Raw genomic sequence first — 19,369 nt, 5'->3', positions numbered from 1 at the left:
ATGTGTTTCAGAATGTTCCCGTCTTTATCCTTTACATTCATCAGCCGCTGGAAACTATCATATTCGTAATACGTCGTCTCGCCCTTCGAATCCGTCATGCTTGTCATACCCACTAAGGGATCGTAGGTATAGGTTGTCACTTGAGCGTTCTTTAAAAGAGCAGAATTCCTCAGTGGCAATAAAAAGTTAATAACAGCGGCATCAGTAGGATTCGTATTATCCCGAAACGACTTAACAGCGGTTGCTCCGCCCAATACACTTTCAACATCATTATAAGTGGCATTCGTGATCTCAGCAATTGGATACTTCCCGTTGTAAGTCCATACATAAACTGTACTGCTTCCGAATTTTTGATGTTTTTGCAACAGATTCAATTCCTCATCATATTTATCAAAAATATACCGTGTCCGATAACGTCCGTCATTCACAAATGTACCCGATTGTATCGCAGATGGTGTAAAATCGGTTAAAGAAACAGCGCTTTCAACTAACATGATGCTATCAGCGGTTGCTGTTAACGGATTGTAGGCTAATAACTGGGATGAGATCAAACGTTTATTTGTTCCAGCAACAGCGCTACGGTACTGGCTTCTTTCTACGGGTGTAATTATATTTTTGCCGTTCATATTGACAATGCCTTTCCATATGTCACCAACCGGATTGGCTGACGTATAGTCACTGGGATATTTGGTTTCAACAATTAACTTTTCGTCCTTACTCAAAAAAGTTTCCGTTCGTGTAGGTTGTAAATGCACAAGATTATCATAAAACAATTTAGTTTCAGTCGTAAGGGTATTACCTGAATCGTCCCAGGTTGTTTTAGTCTGATCGATTGGCAATTCAACCGCCGTTTCAATTGGATAATCTTTTACGAAATATATTATGTATGGACCTCCTTGTTGCGTATTGGTTAGGATATAACTTTCCTCGGCTGTCCGGAAACTGTTACCGTTATCATCGTAAGGTATTTTGATATTCCTGAACATCCTGATCTGAGGGATGCTTAGATAATTAAAGGTCTGATAGCTTGTTCCTTCCTGTTCAATTTTAAAATAATCATTTTGTTGGCTGCGGTACTTGAAAACTTCTTTATAGGTCAGTTTACTGTTAGTCCAATATTTTTCCCTAAAAGACTTGGGCGGGTTACTGCTGAAGTCAAATTGTGGCAATGAATAGTGATATATTGTTTTACCCAAACTGGCACCTAGCGCCGATTGCTGGTATTCCGTTACTGCCGAATAATAGATGGGCTTTTGATATGCTTCGGCCATTCCCGCAACCGGATTGGTGGTATAGACCCGTTCCCGGTGAGAGCCCACAAAACAGGTTGAACAGCCACCACCGCCGCTTTGATAATCCAGCACCGTTTGATCTGACCGGAAATCCATCGGGTCTGGCTGATAAGGTAAAAAACCATTCCCGTTTTCATTTTCACCGTATTTGAAATATCTGGTCAGTTTATTAACTCCGGAGCCGTCGTCGGATATAATCTTTTGTATTCGGATACCGGGTCCTTCGGTATTGTTTCCATAATAATTGGGTTCGTAATCAAATTCTGTACTTCCTCCCGTAGGATAGGTAATTGTTTTCAGCATCCCGCTTACTTTGTTAGGAAACGCAGGCGTTTTACAGTTGCTGCAACCATATCCGGCAACCTCAACCGACTCTTGCCCCTGGGATATATCTACCGGGAACTTATTGCCATTTGAATTGACATAGCCCCACCAATCGCAAGTTGTTATGTATTTGAACGCTTGGTCAGAATTAGTGAGCTGATTATCATAATAGGTTAAACTATATTTATCAGCAACATTATTATTGACATCCGTTTTATACACCGTACTTAAAGAGACCGCATTATTATTTGAAAGATTGCTCAGTGTTCCGGGAGTAGCGACATAGGTAAAATTTGACTTTTCCGTTAAATTATTATTCACGTCGACAATACTGATATTGTTTAATAACAGATTGGTATTATCATAGCTGAGATTAACTTTGCCCTCAGAAAAAGTAATGGTTTGCAGATAGCAAATCATGTAACTCCTGGTGGAGTAATTGCTGGTAACTGTGCCATAACTGGTGCCTGTTGAATTATTTGAAGCGGTATAAATCTTATCACGGTAAAGCAGCACAGAAGACGAACTATAGGGAGATACGATATTGTCGCCAGAAGCATCTGTCCACCTGTTTCCATAGGCAAAAGAAATGTTACGTCCTGATGGTAAGGTTATCCTGGAAAGATACAATCCCGTCAGGTAATTACCCTGAAAACCATCGATAGTTAGCGTGGTATACTCATTTGAACTCGAATTAATGTCAAAATTATAGATAATACCATTGGGGTCAGTTATCACAAACGGGCCGTTTCTTGAACCAGATATCTTTAAATTGGTGAATGTTAACGGGACAATTTTACCAGATTTATCGATAATAAACTTCCCCGAAATACCATTAACATTATAGCTATAAATATCATGTTCCGCATCTCCGCGAGATGCCCTGCCTACACCCGGCGGATTGGGTATCATCATATCAACTGGCCTGAGGGTATTATACATCGAAATAACTCCCTGTGTATAATCCGGATTGTTGGATACCTGATCCACTGTCATTTCCAACCCGTTGTTATATAAATCATCAGGGCGTTCACGGATTTCCCTGGAAATATAGCCAGTGGCATTTAATGCCCACCCTACCCCCATGGATGAAAAGTCCAGCGCACTCCTTCTGCCCGATGCATGAAAATTAATATTGATCGGGAAACTGAAACTCCCCTGCCGGATGGTGTAAACGGGGATGCTAATTTGGGCCAGACCCGTAGAATAGTCTACCGGATAATCACCAAACCGCTGAAAGGTGGCCATTGCCGGGGATAAAGGAATAATCTTGCTGTTAAAGTCAGGAGCAGACGATTGAGCCAAAGACTGGATAGCCAAGAGTGTAACAACCGCGTAAATGGCAGCATATTTAGATAAATAATTCATTTTTAAAAAAAAATTAAATGGCGTACTCGATAAACATACCTCGTTTATAGTCTACCTGCCAACAGGTTTTTTCTCTTTATGGCCTAATAAACTGTTCAATTGATCAATTTGCATTTGCTGCAAATTCTGATTTTTCTTAAAACGCTCATTTTCTTCCTTAAGCTCAATTAGATACAAAGTCAGCTCCTCGACTTTCTTCATCAACAGTTTATTCATTTCACCCAGATTCAATCCTTCCTTAGCAATTTGCTCCTCAGATGGAATTTCCGGTAAATGTTGATGCTGATCGATGTAGGCTTTAATTTCTTGAAGCGATGGCAATTGATAATCTTTCTTGAAAACATAATCAGGCCAGTTACCAACTGCTTTAACGGTCACGGAGGTAGCTATGACGCTTCCGTTTACGGCCAATTTATATCCTTTAGGGTCTGTAGTGCCAATAAATAGATTTCCGGCATTGTCTAATCGCATTTGCTCTGAAAAACCGTCATTTGGTAAATCGTACTTTCCAAAACTAATATGATTCGTGCTTGATGCGGCACCAAATATTCTAAATTCAAAAAGCCCCTGCCCAAAGCCGCTGGCATCAGCACCAGAATCATAAATAAACAGTTTTTTATTCCCGGTAGGTATCCCAAGAGACAGTTTCGCGGACGGTGTCTGTGTCCCGATACCGACATTACCAGTGTTACTGTTGTAAATATTTGTCCCGTTGGTTAACCATTGGGCATGCACTAATGATGAAAAGCTCAAAAATAGAGATAGTGAGAGAAATAGTTTCTTCATGATGTAAAGGGTTGAAAGTTTGATTAAGAATGAATACCCAAGATCAATCTGTATTAGATCGGTACTAAGGTGTTATGGAAAGAATAAAATGCAATTTAAATGAGGCCTTCAGAAGGCTAAGAGCTGGGGATTTCTTACTGTGATAATTTAGTCATATACTATTGTTCAGGTGCTTCAAATATAATTATTTATCATTTCAAACAAATAGCCTTCAATAATATTTAACATCTTATTTAAAACAATTGTTAATATTCTCTGTGAGCCGCCTGCGAACAGAGCAAACCGTCTGTGAAGGGAGAGCTTAAAAAGCGGCTTCACAGAATACTTCACAAGAAAGTGGCGGAGTGTTTGATAAATGGCTGGTGGGAGAGAACTCAAACGGTGTGACACTTTCGAAGCGGTTTGCGAGAAGCAGGTGAGTCTAACATGAGACCCGATTGAGTTTAATTGTATGGAGCGTAGCGGAATGCTATTAAAGACAGAGAAAGGTTTCGTGATGCACGACTTTGCGATCTCAAATAGCATGACAGGGTGAGAGTGTAAGCATTATGAAGTACTGCACATTTTAAGATGGTGGTTATAGAGTAATAGCATGTGCAATAAAAATGTGCGGACTGATGGTGCTATGGCAAAAGAAGCCTGGCGTGATATTATGATGAGCTTAAGAGTTCAGAACACCGATGTACCTGCTGCCACGTACTATTTTAATGTAACCCATCAGTTCCAGTTCTCTAATTCGGTTATCAGCTAACTAATGACCAGGTTTACATCTGCCGTACTTACGTCCAGTGTTTCTGCTGATCGGTCTATAAGCTGAGCTGTTTGGATATGGTTGTATAGATCAAGGCTATCCCGAAAGGTAACCTGTTTGTTATCTGTACAGATCATCTTTAGCGTTACTTTCAACCTGTCCGGTCCGGCTAGTTTAATACCACCCAGCATAGTGATATGCAGCTTACCTGCAATGTAATACAGCAGTTCGGGGTTGTCTGTGAGTAGCTTGTCCTTAATCATCTATTTAACCTTTACGATGCAAATACACTTAATAGGTCAATTAATAACAAACCGAATTGAGTATTTATACTATCATTTAAGTGGTCTTTACCTAGAAGCTACCTTTAAGGGTAGAAACATTACGATCATGATGACTTTTGGCAACCGTTTAACTTCAATCAGGAAAGAACGTAAGGTATCACAAAGCGATTTAGGTATTAAAGCCGGAGTGCATGCTAACCTAATAGGTAGATATGAGCGTGATGAAGCTATACCTTCTGTTGAAGTTGCCGGTAAGATTGCCGATGCTCTAAGCGTGTCATTAGACTATCTTGTGGGCAAAGCTGATAAGCAGATAGATCAAGCTCTATTAGATAAAATATTAACTATCCAACAGCTTCCTGACGAAGACAGAGAACATATCATGTACGATATAGATGGCCTTATCCAACATGCTAAGACTCGAATAGCTTATAAAAAATAATGCCCAACCGATGTGGTTGGGCTTGTACTATGTTTACTTGGCCAGTGAACCACAGTATAACGCTTGCGGTGGTCGGGCTATTTTATAACTGTATCTTTATAATTCTTTTCAAATATTTGTTCTCCATTATTCCAAATCCCCCATGCTCTTTTGTTTGTTGGATTCCATTTATCGATATTTATCAATTCTTCGTCTGTAGGATTATATTCCTTCTGTTGAGGTTGCCGGTAAGATTGCTGATGCCTTAAGCGTCTCGTTAGACTACCTGGTAGGGAAAGCCGATAAGCAGATAGATCAAACTCTCTTAGATAAAGTATTATCTATCCAGCAACTACCCAATGAGGATAGAGAGCACATCATGTACGCCATAGATGGCCTCATTCAACATGCTAAGACAAGGCTAGCTTATAAAAAGTAAAAGCCCAACGCTTGGTTGGGCTTTAGGTCTATAAATCCTCTAAGAATTTGTTTAGCTTACTATTCTGCGATTGAGAGGAGTTGTACTTATGTATATCCTCGTAAGCTTTTTTTAGCTTGTGAGGTAACATCTTCTCAACATTGCTTCCTTTAGGTATAATTAAATGCCCTAAATAAGATATGTACAAAGCGTTTTCTACTTTTTGTACGACTTTATCGATCATCTGATTGACAAAGTCAAAGGACAAAGATACCCGCTGTAAATCGTTGTTGTTAATACTCTCCTGAGTGAACCTTTTAAAACAACTTACTTGCAGTGTTAATAACCCTTCATAGTCTTCGTCTAGTACTTCCTCGCTTATCTCAGGAAATTTATTGACTAATAAGTTGACAAACTCCTTTTCGCTAATTTTATCGCTCATTTGCTGCTTTGGTGTGTGCTTACTTGTCCTGTAAACCACAAGCGGGACGCTTGCGATAGCCGAGGTAACAACTGTAGTGGGCGCACCACTTGTAACGATAGGAGTTTGTCCATTTAATTCAGCACCGTCAACGGTCGCCAACGAGATTAAATTGCAATACTCCACCAGTTATCGATCTTTTTTGACTCCAGCAATAATTGGGGAAACTCCCCCCAAATTATACTTTTAGGCCAGTTATAATTAATTTTATATTTTGATAGTTGAACTTGATCGACCTTAAGATCTCTGGCTTTTGCAATAAAAGTTTCGTTTTTTTTGTTAAGTTGGATTAGGTTCGATAATTCAGCCCAACTTTCCTTTATTGTATTAGTTTCTATTATATTTCTTAATTTGTCATGCCCTCTTAAATACTTTATATTTAAAAAAAGATACACCTTATCTTCTGTATTCGGGTCAAGCGCCAGGATCGTACAATAATAGACTGTATCATCGTTAATACAAAACGCCTTTATAATATCATCATACCATTCAATAATCTGGATTTCACTAAATATCATGTTTTATTACTTTTTTGGTTTAAATAAATTATTAAACCACTCTGTTGCCTCATCGGTTACCGGTTTAGGTAAAAAGACGGTGTGATGTCTCGGATCATTCCCGGTTTGTTCCACTTTAAATACTTTTTCAACCTCTTCCTTACTCGCGGTTCTGGCATCCAAGTTACCAATCTTTCCACTTTTGGAAAGGCGTGTTGAAACTCCATGCGGAAACCCACCTGCCTCCGCTTTTGCAGCATCTTTAGCCAAAGCTGTCTTGGTCTCTGCTTCCGGACCAAACCTAATTAGTATATTTTTAGCCTCTTTGCCTGCGGTTGCTTCCGTTACTGTTTTGGCAAATAATGTTTTCGCTTGCCCAACTTCTGGTATAACCATGGCAGCGTCGCCAGCTGTGCTTAAAGCCTGACTTCCTACTTCTCTAACCGTTTTTGGTAGCGCTTCTTTGTATATCTCGGTATCAAAGGTTTGCTGGCCATTTACCGTTTTATATCCCAATCTATATGGCGATCCGACCTGCCTGTTTAATGTATTAAAAAGACCGTATACTGCATCGTGAATAACTGTTTTAACTAGCCTCGCAGCAAAATCGCCATTCATGACAGGATCATCATCCCCATCTGGATATCTCCCATCCGGGTCAGTTAATCTAATCGGGTTTCCAAATACATATCCATATGGGGTAGTACTTTCCTGTCCTACTTCAACCAATGGATCCACACTCGTCCACCTGGCAATCACCGGATCATAGAACCTGGCACCGTAATCATATAAACCCACGTTCTCCTGCAACTCCTTCTTATTGTAAAGATACTCATTTTTGGGACTGGCCACACTGGTGCTGATCTCCATACCAAAGGGGTAGTAATCATCTACCTGTACCTGCCTGGCTGTGCCCGTGCCTGTATCAAAGTTTACCCGACTGTTGCCCAGGTGGTCGGTTAAGCTGTATTCATAATTGTAGGCTGTAGCATCTTTGGGTAAGGCACGGCCTTCTTCCGTCTGGATAAAGGTGATCGTTGATGATGCCGCTGTGCCATCATACTGGATACCATCAATATAATCTGTTTTGGCTGTACCTATTAACCGGCTTAGTTTTTGCCCCTGGGCATCGTAGGTATAGGTCGTGCTCTTGCCCGTGATCGTTTGCGGCAGGTTCAGTAGGTTATAGCTGATAGCGGTGATCCCTTTGCTGTTGTCGGCCGTCATGTTACCGTCATAGCTATAGCCTTTAACTCAAAGAACGTTCTTCGTTCAAATATAACCACATGCCCTAACGTTTTCTATATAGCGAAGCCGCTGCGAGTTGAGTGAGGGTCTGTGAAGAGAGAGCCGAAAGGCGGCTTCACAGAATGCTTCACAAAGGACTGGCGCTGCATTTGACTCTAAGGGCAATAGCAAGGGTTCTCAAATGCTGTGACAGTACTGAAGCCCGAACGATGGCGCAGGCGAGCCTAACAATATGAGCGCCTGACTTTATAGATATTGAGCGTTGCAAGCATTACCTGGTCGAATAGACCAAGTAAAAGCGCAGCATAAGCGAAAGGTGTATAAAGACAGAGGTAGCTCATGTGATGAACGACTTTGCGACCACAACAGGCATGACAGGCTGCTTTGTGTAAGGGGCTAAAGGCGTAACAATGTAAGCCTTTAAAGCGTAGGGCAAAAGCAACAGAGTGAAATGTGTGCGTAGCACTTATTGAGCGATGTGACGCCTGGCGTGATTTGTTGTTTCAGCTTATAAGTGAAGAACACCGATCTTCCTGGTGTGTGGATGGCCTGTCCGCGCGTCATAAGCAAAGCTTACCTTATCCTGTTGTAAGCAACAGAAGCGGGTAAGGTAAGTGTAGGCTTATGTCAGATGTCTTTTATAATGCTGTGAAAGGAGCCTACCTAAGTAGACTCCTGTATTAGTCCTCTATTTATCTGATGGTGAGACTATCACCCAAATAGCGAAACCCAGTGTTCCCACTACAAAGATGCCCCTGGAAATAGCAGCCCATTCACTGAAATCCGGTGTTAGATGTACTATAGATAATATGATGTAAAGCACTGTGCTCAGAACAAGCCATATGATAAGCCGAAGTCTATTAGCAGACATAAGTGTTTAATTAAAGTGTGTAACATTGACTATTTTACCAGTGGATAAACCTTTTCTGTAAAGTACCTCCCTGCTATGTACTCTGATAATGTTTTGGTAACATATTCGGGGTAAATCTGCTGTGTGTAAGAGATAACCCCGCTCCCTAAGTCTTTTTGTACTGGTGCAGCTGCTACAGTCTTTGAGAAGTCAAGAGATACGGTAGTTGTTGTATCTAAAAAGCCGGGAATAATGCAGCTAACTGTAAACTGGCTCTTTAGCGTGATGGGTGTACTCGTCTGAACTTCATAAGAAATAGACTTAGACCCGCTGGGCACATTTACAGTTAAGTTATATTGTATTAGCATTCCATCCCCAGCTACGTTTTTCGAGTTGATCTTAGCTGCATCTCCAGTGTTGATAGCAGACACTTTTACATTGATAGCTTTGTCAAACTGATCTGCCGTTAAGGATGTGTTTTGTTTGGTGAGCAACAGCTGACCAGTCCAGGGCCAACTTTGATTTACAGCTTTGTAAAGGCTGGTACCGTAGGTTAACGAAGTTGTTGCCGGTTGAGCAAGTGCGGTCCTTGAAAACACCATTGTTAGGTTAGCGCCCACAACAGTAACGGTACTTATACCACTACTGCCTTGAACTGTTTCAACAGCAGCATTGTATACTGCCTTATCACAATCCGCATTTGCCTTATAGGTAGAGTATTCTACCATTAGGTTATTAGCATCGGCACCATTGTGGATGTATTGGGCGTCAATAGCTTTACTTATTGGAGTTTGTAGCTGTTGTGAGATATCGCTGCTTTTTTTTGAGCATGATGAGAGTACTAAGCCTGTAAGCGAGGTAAGGAGAAGGAGTTTTTTCATGTGTGTATCTTGTTTAGGTTACCGGGCAGCCTCTTCGGTAGGTTATAAAACACAATAAGCGCAGGGCTGAACTCATTTGCGTCTTAGAGGTACGGCAAAGCACCTGACAACAACAAACAAGCCAACCCTACGCTTATAGCGTAGGCGTTGGGCCTATCTGTTCTCGTTGTCTGATTAAATTTGCCGTTTTCTAAGACAAGAACAAAAAGCTTAACGCTTATATCTTTACTGTATATGTTTCTCTATGGTATGTCTGTTTGCCAAGTCCTCCTTTGTTTAAATGCGAAGTTAGTAAACTGTCTCCAAACTACGCTACAGACAAACGTTGTTTTCTTTGTGCTATTGTCACCTTATGCTTGATCAGTTTAAAGGTGTGCTCCTTAAATGAGCTGTCCTCGATGATCTCGTAAAGCTCGGAGCAGCTTGTAAGCACATACTCGGTATTGACACAGTCTTCTATGTTAATGCCGGTGTGCTCAACAGCAGTAAGTTTGTAAAGCATGCGGAGAAAGCGAGAGGTAATATATGAGTACTCATTATCTCCCTGAAACAGCTCAAAGCCAAAGTGTATAGACAGCTTTGCTGCATAGTTGCATTCTAAACAGAGGTAGATCATAGGTGATATGATCTCATGTACTTTACTGCCGAAGCTAATTTCTGATTTGATTTCCCTTTGTAGTGTACAGCGTAGCTCATGCTGTTCAACGGTAGCAAGAAGTTTTGTAGTCGCCTTTAGTAGTTTGAAGTAGGCTGTCTTGACTGCCATGTTATAGGCTGACATGGCCTTTTTGCTCGTAGTGCTGCGTGGTTTGTTCATGATTTGTATGTTTTAAGTGAGTTTGTGTGCTTGGTTTACAGCTAGTGCTGATTAGTTGCAGCTTAATAGTCTAAGCTTTTAAGAAGTAAGGAAGGGCAAAGCGAATGCTGTCGGGCAGTGTTACTATGTAATATATAGATACCTTCTAGTTTTTCAGGCTGCAAGCTATTTTGATATGCTGACAGCCACAGGCTGGAAGCAAGCCATATATAATCCACCCTCCTTCGGCATCATGCCGAGGGGCTAATACCAAGCCTCTCTATTACTGCGTGTAACACACAACACAAGTAAAATATGAGTAAACTGTTCGCTGTGAGCCAAGCCAAAGCTTATATCAAGTGTTAGGGGGCGTATTGAGGCTACTTCTTATTTTTGGGTGTCGGGGGCGTGTTCCTTATACTAAGGCTTGTCAAGTAATTTTTAGGAAATAGGTAAACTACGGGATCTGCTAAGACCTACCAACCTGTCTTGTTAAAGGCTTAAACTGGCAATTTGCACCTATTAGCGTCTAAACTATGCAAAACGCATGTTTTAGCCCTAAATCAAAGCATTTGTATGCTGTTAACGCAAAAAGCCACCCGTAGGTGGCTTTTTTGTTGTTGTGGGGTTTCCTATTTTTGTAGCTTAACCTTACTATTCCTTATATAAAGAATTCTGTTAAGAAAATAAGAAATGGGAAGTTTGTCAGGCTGCCTGTTGGAGGGTGTAGCATAGTTTAACCACCTCGAAGCCATTGTCTGATCTACCGTTTTCTGTTACCACTTTACATTCCTTCAACACGAACAGCCCAAACTCGTTAAGCTGTGCTGCTGTAGCTGTTTTTATTTCGCCTGTAGGTTTCTGAATACGAAGCTCATTGTAGAACCCCTGTAGCTGCTGCTTAATGAACTTTTTGCTATAGCTTGTATTGAGCTTAAATGTATCTATCAGCATGATGCGTAGTTTCGCTTCTGCGTTCTTATTGCTTTGGTTGATTAGCGCTGTCTTCATTGCCTGTTCGTTGTATTCAAGTGCTTCTATCTCATCTATCCCTAATATCTCTATGGCCTGAAATAATAGCGCAAACTCTACCTTATGCTTAGCTATTGTTTTAGAAGCTACAGCATAAACGTATTGCTCAGGATGTTCTTTCCATTCTTTGTACTGCTCTACTATTTCCTTATTGACTTGGGCTGTGGTCTTCTTGCTTCTTTCTATTGGTGCAAGGTCAAACGATACGACCTCTGTGTTATAGTTGAGTGACTGCCAAGTCTCCTTTATTGTTGTTACACTTTTATAGTGCTGCTTGCAGTACTCCGCATAAATTAATTGGTCGTTATGCATGTAATGAATGCTTGCGTTACCATGCTCATCAAACTTTGAGAATGGCTCTATCATCTCTTTTAACCTTTCATCATCTTCCACTTCATCTTTTTTGCAGTTGGCCCGATGCAGGTTATAGGCTTCTATATACTTGGTAGCATTGTAGATGCACTTACTCTGTATCTCCTTAAAGCTTTTCATTCCCTCCTTATGGTAGTTGTTGGTAATATGATATATCTTGTGTGGCGGAACTTTTAATCGTCCAACAGCCTGGAAACCTTTGAATGGTATACCAATCATAGAATGAGGTATGCGTACATCAGTAACCAATATGAGCGTAGCTGTTTCATCATCCTTCAAGTCCCACCCTTCGTTGTACCGGCAGCTAAAGAAGTTGAACTTCTTGTATTCGGCCTCTAAAGGTTGGTACTTGAAGTAGATGCTGGCTTCTTCCAGGTTAGCCATATTCTTTTCCTCATCCCGGCAATAGACGTTAACATCAGTGATACCTGTTGCCCTGATTGTTTCTCCTATTTCGGTGACTGAGTTAAAGAATATATATACCTTACCAGGAAATATCTCTGGATGCGTGAGCATGTAGTTTAAAGCGGCCTTGGGGTTACTGTCATTAACGATAGTGATCTTGCCAAACTTCTCTTCGTACAGTATTTTGTACCGCTGAAGTTTAGCAAACCGGGGATCGCTATACTCAAATGGTGTTGCTGATCCGAATGCTGCATTCTTGAACAGCCAAACCCAATCGTTCTCAAATGGAGTAAGAATGTCCTTTCTAAATGCCTCTGAGGCATAGCAATGAAACTCGTCCAAGTATAGGAAGAACTCATCAAACAGCCATTGTAGCTTGCCTATCTTAATGGCTGCTGATATGATCTTGCCGAAGCTTTCGGGAGTGGTTACAATACGTTTATACGTAGCATCCGATAATAGGTACTTTGCTACATCTTCTGACGTTACCCCATCCATTACCAGGAATAAATTTAGATCAGGATAGTCCCTTATTGCGTCTTCTATTATTGCCTGGCCGGGAGTAATAGTGATGCCATGTCGTTTGTCATGAAAGGCGGTATAGGATATGCCTAATCTGGTCTTTGTCTTATCGATGATACCATTAGGGATGCGTTGATCTGGGAATGCGTGGTTAAACTTGTGGGTTAAACTTAGGCGTTTGTAGATTGTTGTATAGGACATTTCGCGTCATACTGACTGTTATAAGCAGGTCTTTCTTTTGTGGTTGCACAAAGCAGGGGTGTATCTTAGGATCACTGTCAATAATTAGGAAGGTTAGGGCAAAACAAAAGATCAGCCGTAGAACTGACCTTGAGTGCCCTGCTTAAAGGGTTATATTGACTTTGAAATGTGTCCTAAAGATACGAAAAGTTCGTAGCATTATCAAGTGATGCCAAACTTATTCTTCGCACAGGAAATTGCAGCCGTAACTATGGCAAAATGCCAAACTCTGACGCTATGGCATAAGTCTGACGAAAAATAGCATTAAAATACCTCCCAAGTGGTGTTGGCAGCTCATTTGCCCGTAGTAAATTGTTCAGGCATGCATAACTGCTCTTGAATGTGCTCTTTGACTTAATGGAATCGGCGGTAACTGTAATGCCGATATTAATTAACGAACTAGCCCCACTTATAAACGCTCTACAGGTAGTGGGGCTTCAATTTTAAAAGCCTATATGGCACCATATATTATGGAAAATAAAAAAGTAGTAAATAGTATAAACGAGGTAGTAGAGACCTCGATAACAGTAAATTTAAGTGAAGCTCAAACTGCCTACGGACAGTTAACAGCTTTACAAAAACAACGGGTTGATTATCTGAAGCCAATGATTGGCGATCACGCGATCAACATCGTTCCCTTGTTAGATAGAACCGGCCCAAATTCCTGGGCTGTAGTTCATGATAAGGTATCTAAGATAGATAAAGCCACCTATGACGAACAAAGTTATCAGGCGGCTCTACAAGAAGCCTTTATCATTAACGAGGTGTGCCAACCCTCCGATGTAATTACCAATGTTAGCCAGGTAAGGAGTGACCTGAAGTTGCCCCCTTATCTGACTAACCTCAAAAAGAACTGTGAAACAGATTTCTTTAATCTGTTCATCGTGAAAGAGGTTTATATTACGGAAGAGGTCGACGGCAAATCTAGAAGGCGCTTCGCAGGTTACAAGCCTGTGATATGCTTAAAACCTGAAGTAGAAGAATAATCGAAACAGGTAAATAAACTGATTCCATAAGTCCAAAGCGCTAAGAACCCTCATCTCTAACGAGATGGGGGTTTGATTTAACCTGTGTGTATCCCCCCAAGCGGATGATGCTTATTTAACGCCTCTTTCAGTTCCTCCAAGTTACTTTCCTGATAACGTTCTGTACTGCTTACATAACGATGCCCAGCCATGTACTGAACCGTACGCAGGTCTTTTTCTTTAAGCCATTCGGTGATCACACTCTGCCTGATCTGTGAGGCATGTTTTACTTTGGGGTTAAGCTTCCGTAAGGCATGGTTAAGGTGCAACAAGGTGTTTTTTAAGTTTTGCAGATCGTTCCTGCCTGTAAACAGGCGCTCTGATTTGTTTTGCAGCTTTGGCCTGATCAGTAGTATGTACTCCTGTAGATCGAGTATCTGGTAGGGTTGCAAAGGTAATATCCTTCCATTCTGTTTGCCTGTTTGTGGTATCTGTATCTTTCCTTCCCGTAGTTTTAAGTACTCTGGTCTCAGCTTTTCCAGTTCCTCCCTGGTAATGGCCTGATAAACCAGTAAGCCGATAATAACTTTGTTTCTATGGGTGCGCTCGTCCTTGATCTCGTAGCTATTATATAACGCTTCCAGCTCTGTTTTACTTAACAGGTCATGTGGTATCGTCCTGACAGCTCCTTTCAGGTTGATGCCTGCTCCTGGATTATAGCTGATATGCCCTATGCTTTGCAGCCAGGCAAAGTAGTAGCGTACTGACAGCAGTATTCGGTTAATTATGTTAATGCTTTTGCCTTCTCCTGTAAGATGATCCGCAAAGTCCAGCAATTCCGTATGGGTGAGTTGCTCTAATGCCAGGCTTGTTTCTGCTATATAGGCTAAAAAGTAACAGGCGTTGGTGTGATGTTGCAAGACAGTAGCCGGCTTAAACCCTTGTGTTGCGAGGTATGCTTCAAAGTTCGTTGTCATGTTAAAGGCTTAGCTGGTTACTGATGTGGGTATAGATTTGGGTACTTTCTAAGCTACTGTGGCCCAAGAACCTTTGTATCTGTTCGAGTTTCATCCCTGATTGCATCAGGTGTGTGGCTATACTATGACGCAGGGTATGTAGGCCAATGGCTTTGTCTACGCCTGCTTCCTTAACCAACTGCTGTAGCCGTTCGTAGGCGCTGAAACCTCCTAATCGTTTGCCTTTGATATTAAGTAGTAAGGCAGGTTCTTTGCTATCGTTGGCCAAGTGTGGGCGTGCATAGAACAGATAGTTTTCCAGTTCCGTCTTGTTATTCCCGGTAAGTGGTACATACCGCTCCTGGTAACCTTTGCCTTGCCTTACATAGATCAGCTCTTTGTCCATTAGCACATCATTTATGTTCATGCTCACACCTTCATGTTTTCTCAGGCCACAACCATAGTATAGGGCTAACATGGCTTTATCCCTTAATCCTAAAAGGTCATCTTTAGCGGCTATGTATAGCCGTTGTACTTCTTTGATGGTCAGTACCTCCCTGGTGTTTGCCGTCTTATCCTTAATGCGGATGGTAGCATCAAAGCTTTCTTGTCCGCTTTCGGTAAGGTAACGGCTGAACTTACGGATGACCTGCATTTGTTTACGGATATAGTTTACGCTCAATCCTCCGCCTGATCTCTTGTTTGTCCTTTCGTACAGGTATTGTATGTAGGCTTTGATATGCTGCTCCTGTATAGCTGCTATGCTATGGCAGCCCTTTGCTTCCAGGAAGTCAAGGAACGCTGTCAGCATCTTGGGCATGTCCCGCTGACTGGTAGGTTCAAAGTTCAGGATGCGGAGCCATTCGGTAAAGCCGGCGTGTAAACGGGTATAGGTATGGTTCATGGGATTAGTTTGCTAAATTGTCTGCCCTCTTCTTTTATAGGCTTATTGGGTGACTGACTTCTTCTTGCTGGCTTTCTGCACTTTTTGTAACCCATCGCTGGTTTGGGTTACTGTTGGGTTACGGGCTACTGAGTTGATCGTTTCCAGTATAGCCTTGACCATTTGCCGGGTATCACTGGTTAAGGATTCAAGGTCGTTCCAGTTGTTTACCTTGTAGTCAAAGCCTTTATATCGGCTGCCACGTACTATTTTAATGTAACCCATCAGTTCCAGTTCACGCAGGTACCGCTGCATACTGCTGGGTGTTATCCTAAGCATAGAACGGATATCTTTACTATAAAAACTTTCCGTATGGTTCTGTTTTAGCCTGGTCTTTAGCTTCTCAAAGAAAGTACGGCAAGCATCGTTCAGTTCATCACTCTTTTTGAGCAGCGTGGTTTCCAGCAGAGCAAAAGCTGCTTCAATGTCTGCTGGTGTGCTTTCGATGTATTGCTCCCCGGTATCCTGATCTGTCTTTAGTTCCCTTTGGTATTGATGATAATAGGTTATGGTTTCGGTGAATAGCAAAAGCAGCAGCATGGTTCTTCGTGGCTTGAACACTGCATCAGGCAGGCTTAAGTAAGTAGCAAATGGGTTTCGTACGCTTATAGGCTTAAGCAGTCGTTGTACGTTTTTAAGTTGCTCCCTTACTTTCCTTTCTTCGTACTGGTCAACCAATCCAGCGCTGATCCTTCTTTGGTAATCCATGATTTGCTTATCCTGTTCCTGGCTGTTATCCATGTACAGTAATATGCACCTGTTGGCGTTGTCCTCGTAAAGGTGTTCTCTTGTGGTGCAACCACTCACACATACCGGCCCTTCTACATTCAGGGTTACTGTTTTCATGTTGCCCTTGCTGTCTTTGAGGGTTACCGTCTTACTGATCCTGCGTTTGCTTTGCAGTTCTCTAAGCGGGTACAGCACGTTCTCTGCCCCATCTAAATCTTCGATCAATAGTAGTTTATGTTTCAGTTCCTCTTTACCGAAATAGTAGAAAGCGTTTGTACTGAGCGTAGTGATCTCCAGCTTATCTTCTTCGGGAATCAGTTCGCCTACTTTCTCCTGTAGCCAGGTCTTGCCTGTACCACTTGCACCTAAACACATAAGGTGTAACGGTGTATTCCGTTTGCGTGAGGTATAGATCAGGTAGGCTATGAGCGAATTGGTTTCCTCTCCGGTAATACCGCTTTGACTGATGGCTTGCTGGGTTCTGTTTAAAAGCTCAGGTGTTTGAAGAAAGGTTAATGCTGCTTTACGTTCTGCCTCCGTGAGTTTCCTGATCTCCTGGGGCTTTGGTTTCAGTGATTCGAGGTGATTAGCTCTGTAGTTCTCCAATTCGGTTGTCAGTTGACCAATGACCAGGTTTACATCTGCTGTACTTACATCCAGCGTTTCTGCTGATCTATCAATAAGCTGTGCTGTCTGTATATGGTTATACAGATCGAGGTTATGCCGGAAAGTGATCTGTTTGTTATCTGTACAGATCATCTTTAGCGTTACTTTCAGCCTGTCAAGCCCGGTTAGTTTGATACCGCCCAGAATAGTGATATGCAGCTTACCTGCGATGTAATGCAGAAGTTCGGGATTGTCTGTGAGTAGCTTGTCCTTGATCATCTATTTAACCTTTACGATGTAAATATACTCAATAGGGTAACTCATAGCAAACCATATAGGGTATTTATACTATCATTTAAGTTATTATCTTTACCCAGAGGCTACCTTTAAGGGTAGAAGCACTACAATGATGATGACTTTTGGCAACCGTTTAACTTCGATCAGGAAAGAACGTAAGGTATCACAAAGCGATTTAGGTATCAAAGCTGGTGTTCATGCTAACCTTATAGGTAGGTACGAGCGTGATGAAGCATTACCCTCTGTTGAGGTAGCAGGTAAGATTGCTGATGCGTTGAGTGTATCGCTAGATTACCTGGTAGGTAAGGCTGATAAGCAGATAGATCAAACTCTCTTGGATAAGGTGCTATCTATCCAGCAACTCCCTGACGAGGACAGAGAACATATCATGTACGCTATAGATGGCCTCATTCAACATGCTAAGACCAAGTTCGCTTATAAAAAGTAAAAGCCCAACACTATGGTTGGGCTTTACTTTTTGTTTACTTATCCTATGAACCACAAGTGCTTGCGGCAACGGAGAAGAACTATTCCGAATAATACCAATCTCCTCTTATATTTTTAAGATTATTTTTATATGGATTATCCTCACGAGGCAGTTTTTTAAGGTTAGGAATATATGAAATAGTTTTTCCGTCCTTTAAATACAATTTTAAAGGCTCGCCCAAATTCGAAAAATCTGTTCGAAACTCTTTAATATCTAAGGCTTCCAGATCTTGGTTCATCTTTTTTACATAATTACAGACCATCATCTTATAGTTCATCGAATCCTTAAATTTATTCCAACCAACAACATCGGGAACATATTGAATAGAATCTCTTTCCAAAATTAATTTATCTTCTTTTAAAGATAGATAGTATTCATTTGTTTTATTGCCTTTGTATGTTTTTAAAATATAGAAATTTTGTCCCCTACTTTTTATTAAAGATTTGCTCTTACATAACGCCATTAATTTATCCCTATTATTATACACTTTTTCCATCGTTCTTTTATCCTGACATCCTGTAAATAAAAGGAAGAATATAAAGTAAAACATCCCTTTTTTAAAACCACAATCCAGTTGCGCGTGTAATTTTATTTTGTTCATTTTCATTGTTAATTATGCTTTTGCCAGCGGGGGAGTTTAGATACCCATTTGATATGGCACGTTGATCATCAGGCGAATCAAATACGCCTGGGCTACCATAGGTTCCAGGCCCGAAATCGTAAGCTGATGTTGTCTGATCTCTTCCATTAAACATATTATTATAATGAGCCCCAGCTCTTGCTACATTCAAATCAATACCAAGTTCTGCCATACCTCGTCCCCATAAATAATTACCGATATCTCCCACATTATAAGCCGTACCTTCTCTAATGTAGAATGTATTTGATGATAAGTCGCCACTCCTAATACCTTCCATACCATAATCCATTTTCTTTGCACCTTGCTCTTTTGCAAAAGATACAGGATTGCCTTTATTTGTTTTGACGTCACTTCGATCTATTTGTTTTTCAACTTTCTGATCACTCATAATTTCGACTTTGTTAATTTTACCATTTCTGATAGCCAAGGCATCATTTTTGGGGTCGTTAAAATTATATGACTTTTGTTTGCCTGTATTCGAATTTTCTATTACTAATTTATCAGGCTTTTTATTCTTATCAATTCTAACAAAATCTCCATTTTGATTAAACACGAAGTTATCTTTTGTACTTCTTCCATCGGGATCAATAAACCGTATAGGGTTATCATTACCATAATTGTAAGGAGAATATCTGCGCATCTTCTCCGCCAATGGATCCACACTCGTCCACCTGGCAATCACTGGATCATAGAACCTCGCACCGTAGTCATATAAACCCAGGTTCTCCTGCAGCTCCTTCTTATTGTAAAGATACTCATTTTTTGGACTGGCCACACT

18 protein-coding genes are annotated in these 19,369 nt (G+C 41.1%); 4 read left to right on the top strand and 14 right to left on the bottom strand.

Features of this window, described 5'->3' with window-relative positions:
- On the bottom strand, nt 1-2,984 hold a 2,984-nt coding region (locus tag FHW89_RS28385), incomplete at its 3' end, for a hypothetical protein (protein ID WP_172338426.1).
- Nucleotides 2,985-3,035: 51 nt separating this feature from the next.
- The gene (locus tag FHW89_RS28380) at nt 3,036-3,770 is read right to left on the bottom strand and encodes a hypothetical protein (RefSeq protein WP_172338425.1); all 735 of its coding nucleotides are present in this window, start codon (nt 3,768-3,770) and stop codon (nt 3,036-3,038) included.
- A gap of 592 nt (nt 3,771-4,362) precedes the next feature.
- On the opposite strand from FHW89_RS28380, the gene FHW89_RS28375 reads away from it, so the two are divergent.
- The gene (locus FHW89_RS28375) at nt 4,363-4,521 is read left to right on the top strand and encodes a hypothetical protein (RefSeq protein ID WP_172338424.1); all 159 of its coding nucleotides are present in this window, start codon (nt 4,363-4,365) and stop codon (nt 4,519-4,521) included.
- Here FHW89_RS28375 and FHW89_RS28370 read toward each other — a convergent pair.
- Nucleotides 4,518-4,784, bottom strand: a complete 267-nt coding sequence (locus FHW89_RS28370) for a hypothetical protein (RefSeq protein ID WP_172338423.1) — start codon at nt 4,782-4,784, stop codon at nt 4,518-4,520. The two genes, FHW89_RS28375 and FHW89_RS28370, sit on opposite strands and share 4 nt — an antisense overlap.
- Before the next feature lie 16 nt (nt 4,785-4,800).
- Here FHW89_RS28370 and FHW89_RS28365 point away from each other — a divergent pair, with 16 nt between their 5' ends.
- Nucleotides 4,801-5,247 (top strand): helix-turn-helix domain-containing protein, encoded by a 447-nt coding sequence (locus FHW89_RS28365; protein ID WP_216650713.1) that lies wholly within the window; start codon nt 4,801-4,803, stop codon nt 5,245-5,247.
- A gap of 446 nt (nt 5,248-5,693) precedes the next feature.
- On the opposite strand, the gene FHW89_RS28360 is transcribed toward FHW89_RS28365, so the two are convergent.
- From FHW89_RS28360 to FHW89_RS28335, 6 genes are all read right to left on the bottom strand, one after another.
- A complete protein-coding gene (locus FHW89_RS28360) occupies nt 5,694-6,227 on the bottom strand; it encodes a hypothetical protein (RefSeq protein WP_172338422.1) in 534 nt (177 codons plus the stop codon).
- A 5-nt stretch (nt 6,228-6,232) separates the two neighbouring features.
- Nucleotides 6,233-6,643 (bottom strand): hypothetical protein, encoded by a 411-nt coding sequence (locus tag FHW89_RS28355; protein ID WP_172338421.1) that lies wholly within the window; start codon nt 6,641-6,643, stop codon nt 6,233-6,235.
- A gap of 6 nt (nt 6,644-6,649) precedes the next feature.
- Nucleotides 6,650-7,849 carry an RHS repeat domain-containing protein gene (locus tag FHW89_RS28350; protein WP_172338420.1) on the bottom strand — a complete coding sequence of 400 codons (1,200 nt, stop codon included), beginning with the start codon at nt 7,847-7,849 and terminating at the stop codon, nt 6,650-6,652.
- Nucleotides 7,850-8,770: 921 nt separating this feature from the next.
- Nucleotides 8,771-9,601, bottom strand: a complete 831-nt coding sequence (locus FHW89_RS28345; protein ID WP_172338419.1) for a hypothetical protein — start codon at nt 9,599-9,601, stop codon at nt 8,771-8,773.
- Nucleotides 9,602-9,908: 307 nt separating this feature from the next.
- Nucleotides 9,909-10,367 (bottom strand): hypothetical protein, encoded by a 459-nt coding sequence (locus FHW89_RS28340; RefSeq protein ID WP_172338418.1) that lies wholly within the window; start codon nt 10,365-10,367, stop codon nt 9,909-9,911.
- A 735-nt stretch (nt 10,368-11,102) separates the two neighbouring features.
- Entirely contained in the window at nt 11,103-12,929 is a 1,827-nt protein-coding gene (locus tag FHW89_RS28335; protein WP_172338417.1) for a hypothetical protein, read from the bottom strand.
- A 509-nt stretch (nt 12,930-13,438) separates the two neighbouring features.
- Between FHW89_RS28335 and FHW89_RS28330 the strand changes: the two genes are divergently transcribed.
- On the top strand, nt 13,439-13,954 hold the full coding sequence (locus tag FHW89_RS28330; protein ID WP_172338416.1) for a hypothetical protein: 516 nt from the start codon (nt 13,439-13,441) through the stop codon (nt 13,952-13,954).
- 77 nt (nt 13,955-14,031) lie between these two features.
- Here FHW89_RS28330 and FHW89_RS28325 read toward each other — a convergent pair whose 3' ends face one another.
- From FHW89_RS28325 to FHW89_RS28315, 3 genes are read right to left on the bottom strand one after another with little or no spacing between them, the layout of a single operon-like run.
- Nucleotides 14,032-14,910: a tyrosine-type recombinase/integrase gene (locus FHW89_RS28325; RefSeq protein WP_172338415.1), complete on the bottom strand. Its 879-nt coding sequence runs from the start codon at nt 14,908-14,910 to the stop codon at nt 14,032-14,034.
- A gap of 1 nt (nt 14,911) precedes the next feature.
- Nucleotides 14,912-15,793 carry a tyrosine-type recombinase/integrase gene (locus FHW89_RS28320; protein ID WP_172338414.1) on the bottom strand — a complete coding sequence of 294 codons (882 nt, stop codon included), beginning with the start codon at nt 15,791-15,793 and terminating at the stop codon, nt 14,912-14,914.
- Nucleotides 15,794-15,835: 42 nt separating this feature from the next.
- Nucleotides 15,836-17,446, bottom strand: coding sequence for a hypothetical protein (locus FHW89_RS28315; RefSeq protein ID WP_172338413.1), 1,611 nt, complete (start codon nt 17,444-17,446; stop codon nt 15,836-15,838).
- 127 nt (nt 17,447-17,573) lie between these two features.
- On the opposite strand from FHW89_RS28315, the gene FHW89_RS28310 reads away from it, so the two are divergent.
- The gene (locus tag FHW89_RS28310) at nt 17,574-17,912 is read left to right on the top strand and encodes a helix-turn-helix domain-containing protein (RefSeq protein ID WP_172338412.1); all 339 of its coding nucleotides are present in this window, start codon (nt 17,574-17,576) and stop codon (nt 17,910-17,912) included.
- 79 nt (nt 17,913-17,991) lie between these two features.
- Here FHW89_RS28310 and FHW89_RS28305 read toward each other — a convergent pair whose 3' ends face one another.
- Both FHW89_RS28305 and FHW89_RS28300 read right to left on the bottom strand, forming a co-directional pair.
- Nucleotides 17,992-18,552, bottom strand: coding sequence for a hypothetical protein (locus tag FHW89_RS28305; protein WP_172338411.1), 561 nt, complete (start codon nt 18,550-18,552; stop codon nt 17,992-17,994).
- On the bottom strand, nt 18,509-19,369 hold an 861-nt coding region (locus tag FHW89_RS28300), incomplete at its 5' end, for an RHS repeat domain-containing protein (RefSeq protein ID WP_172338410.1). The genes FHW89_RS28305 and FHW89_RS28300, both read right to left, overlap by 44 nt.

Source organism: Mucilaginibacter sp. SG564 (genome assembly GCF_013149275.1).
Lineage (GTDB): Bacteria > Bacteroidota > Bacteroidia > Sphingobacteriales > Sphingobacteriaceae > Mucilaginibacter.
The sequence above is the reverse complement of the archived record's forward strand: the minus strand, read 5'-3'. Positions and strand labels throughout refer to the sequence as shown.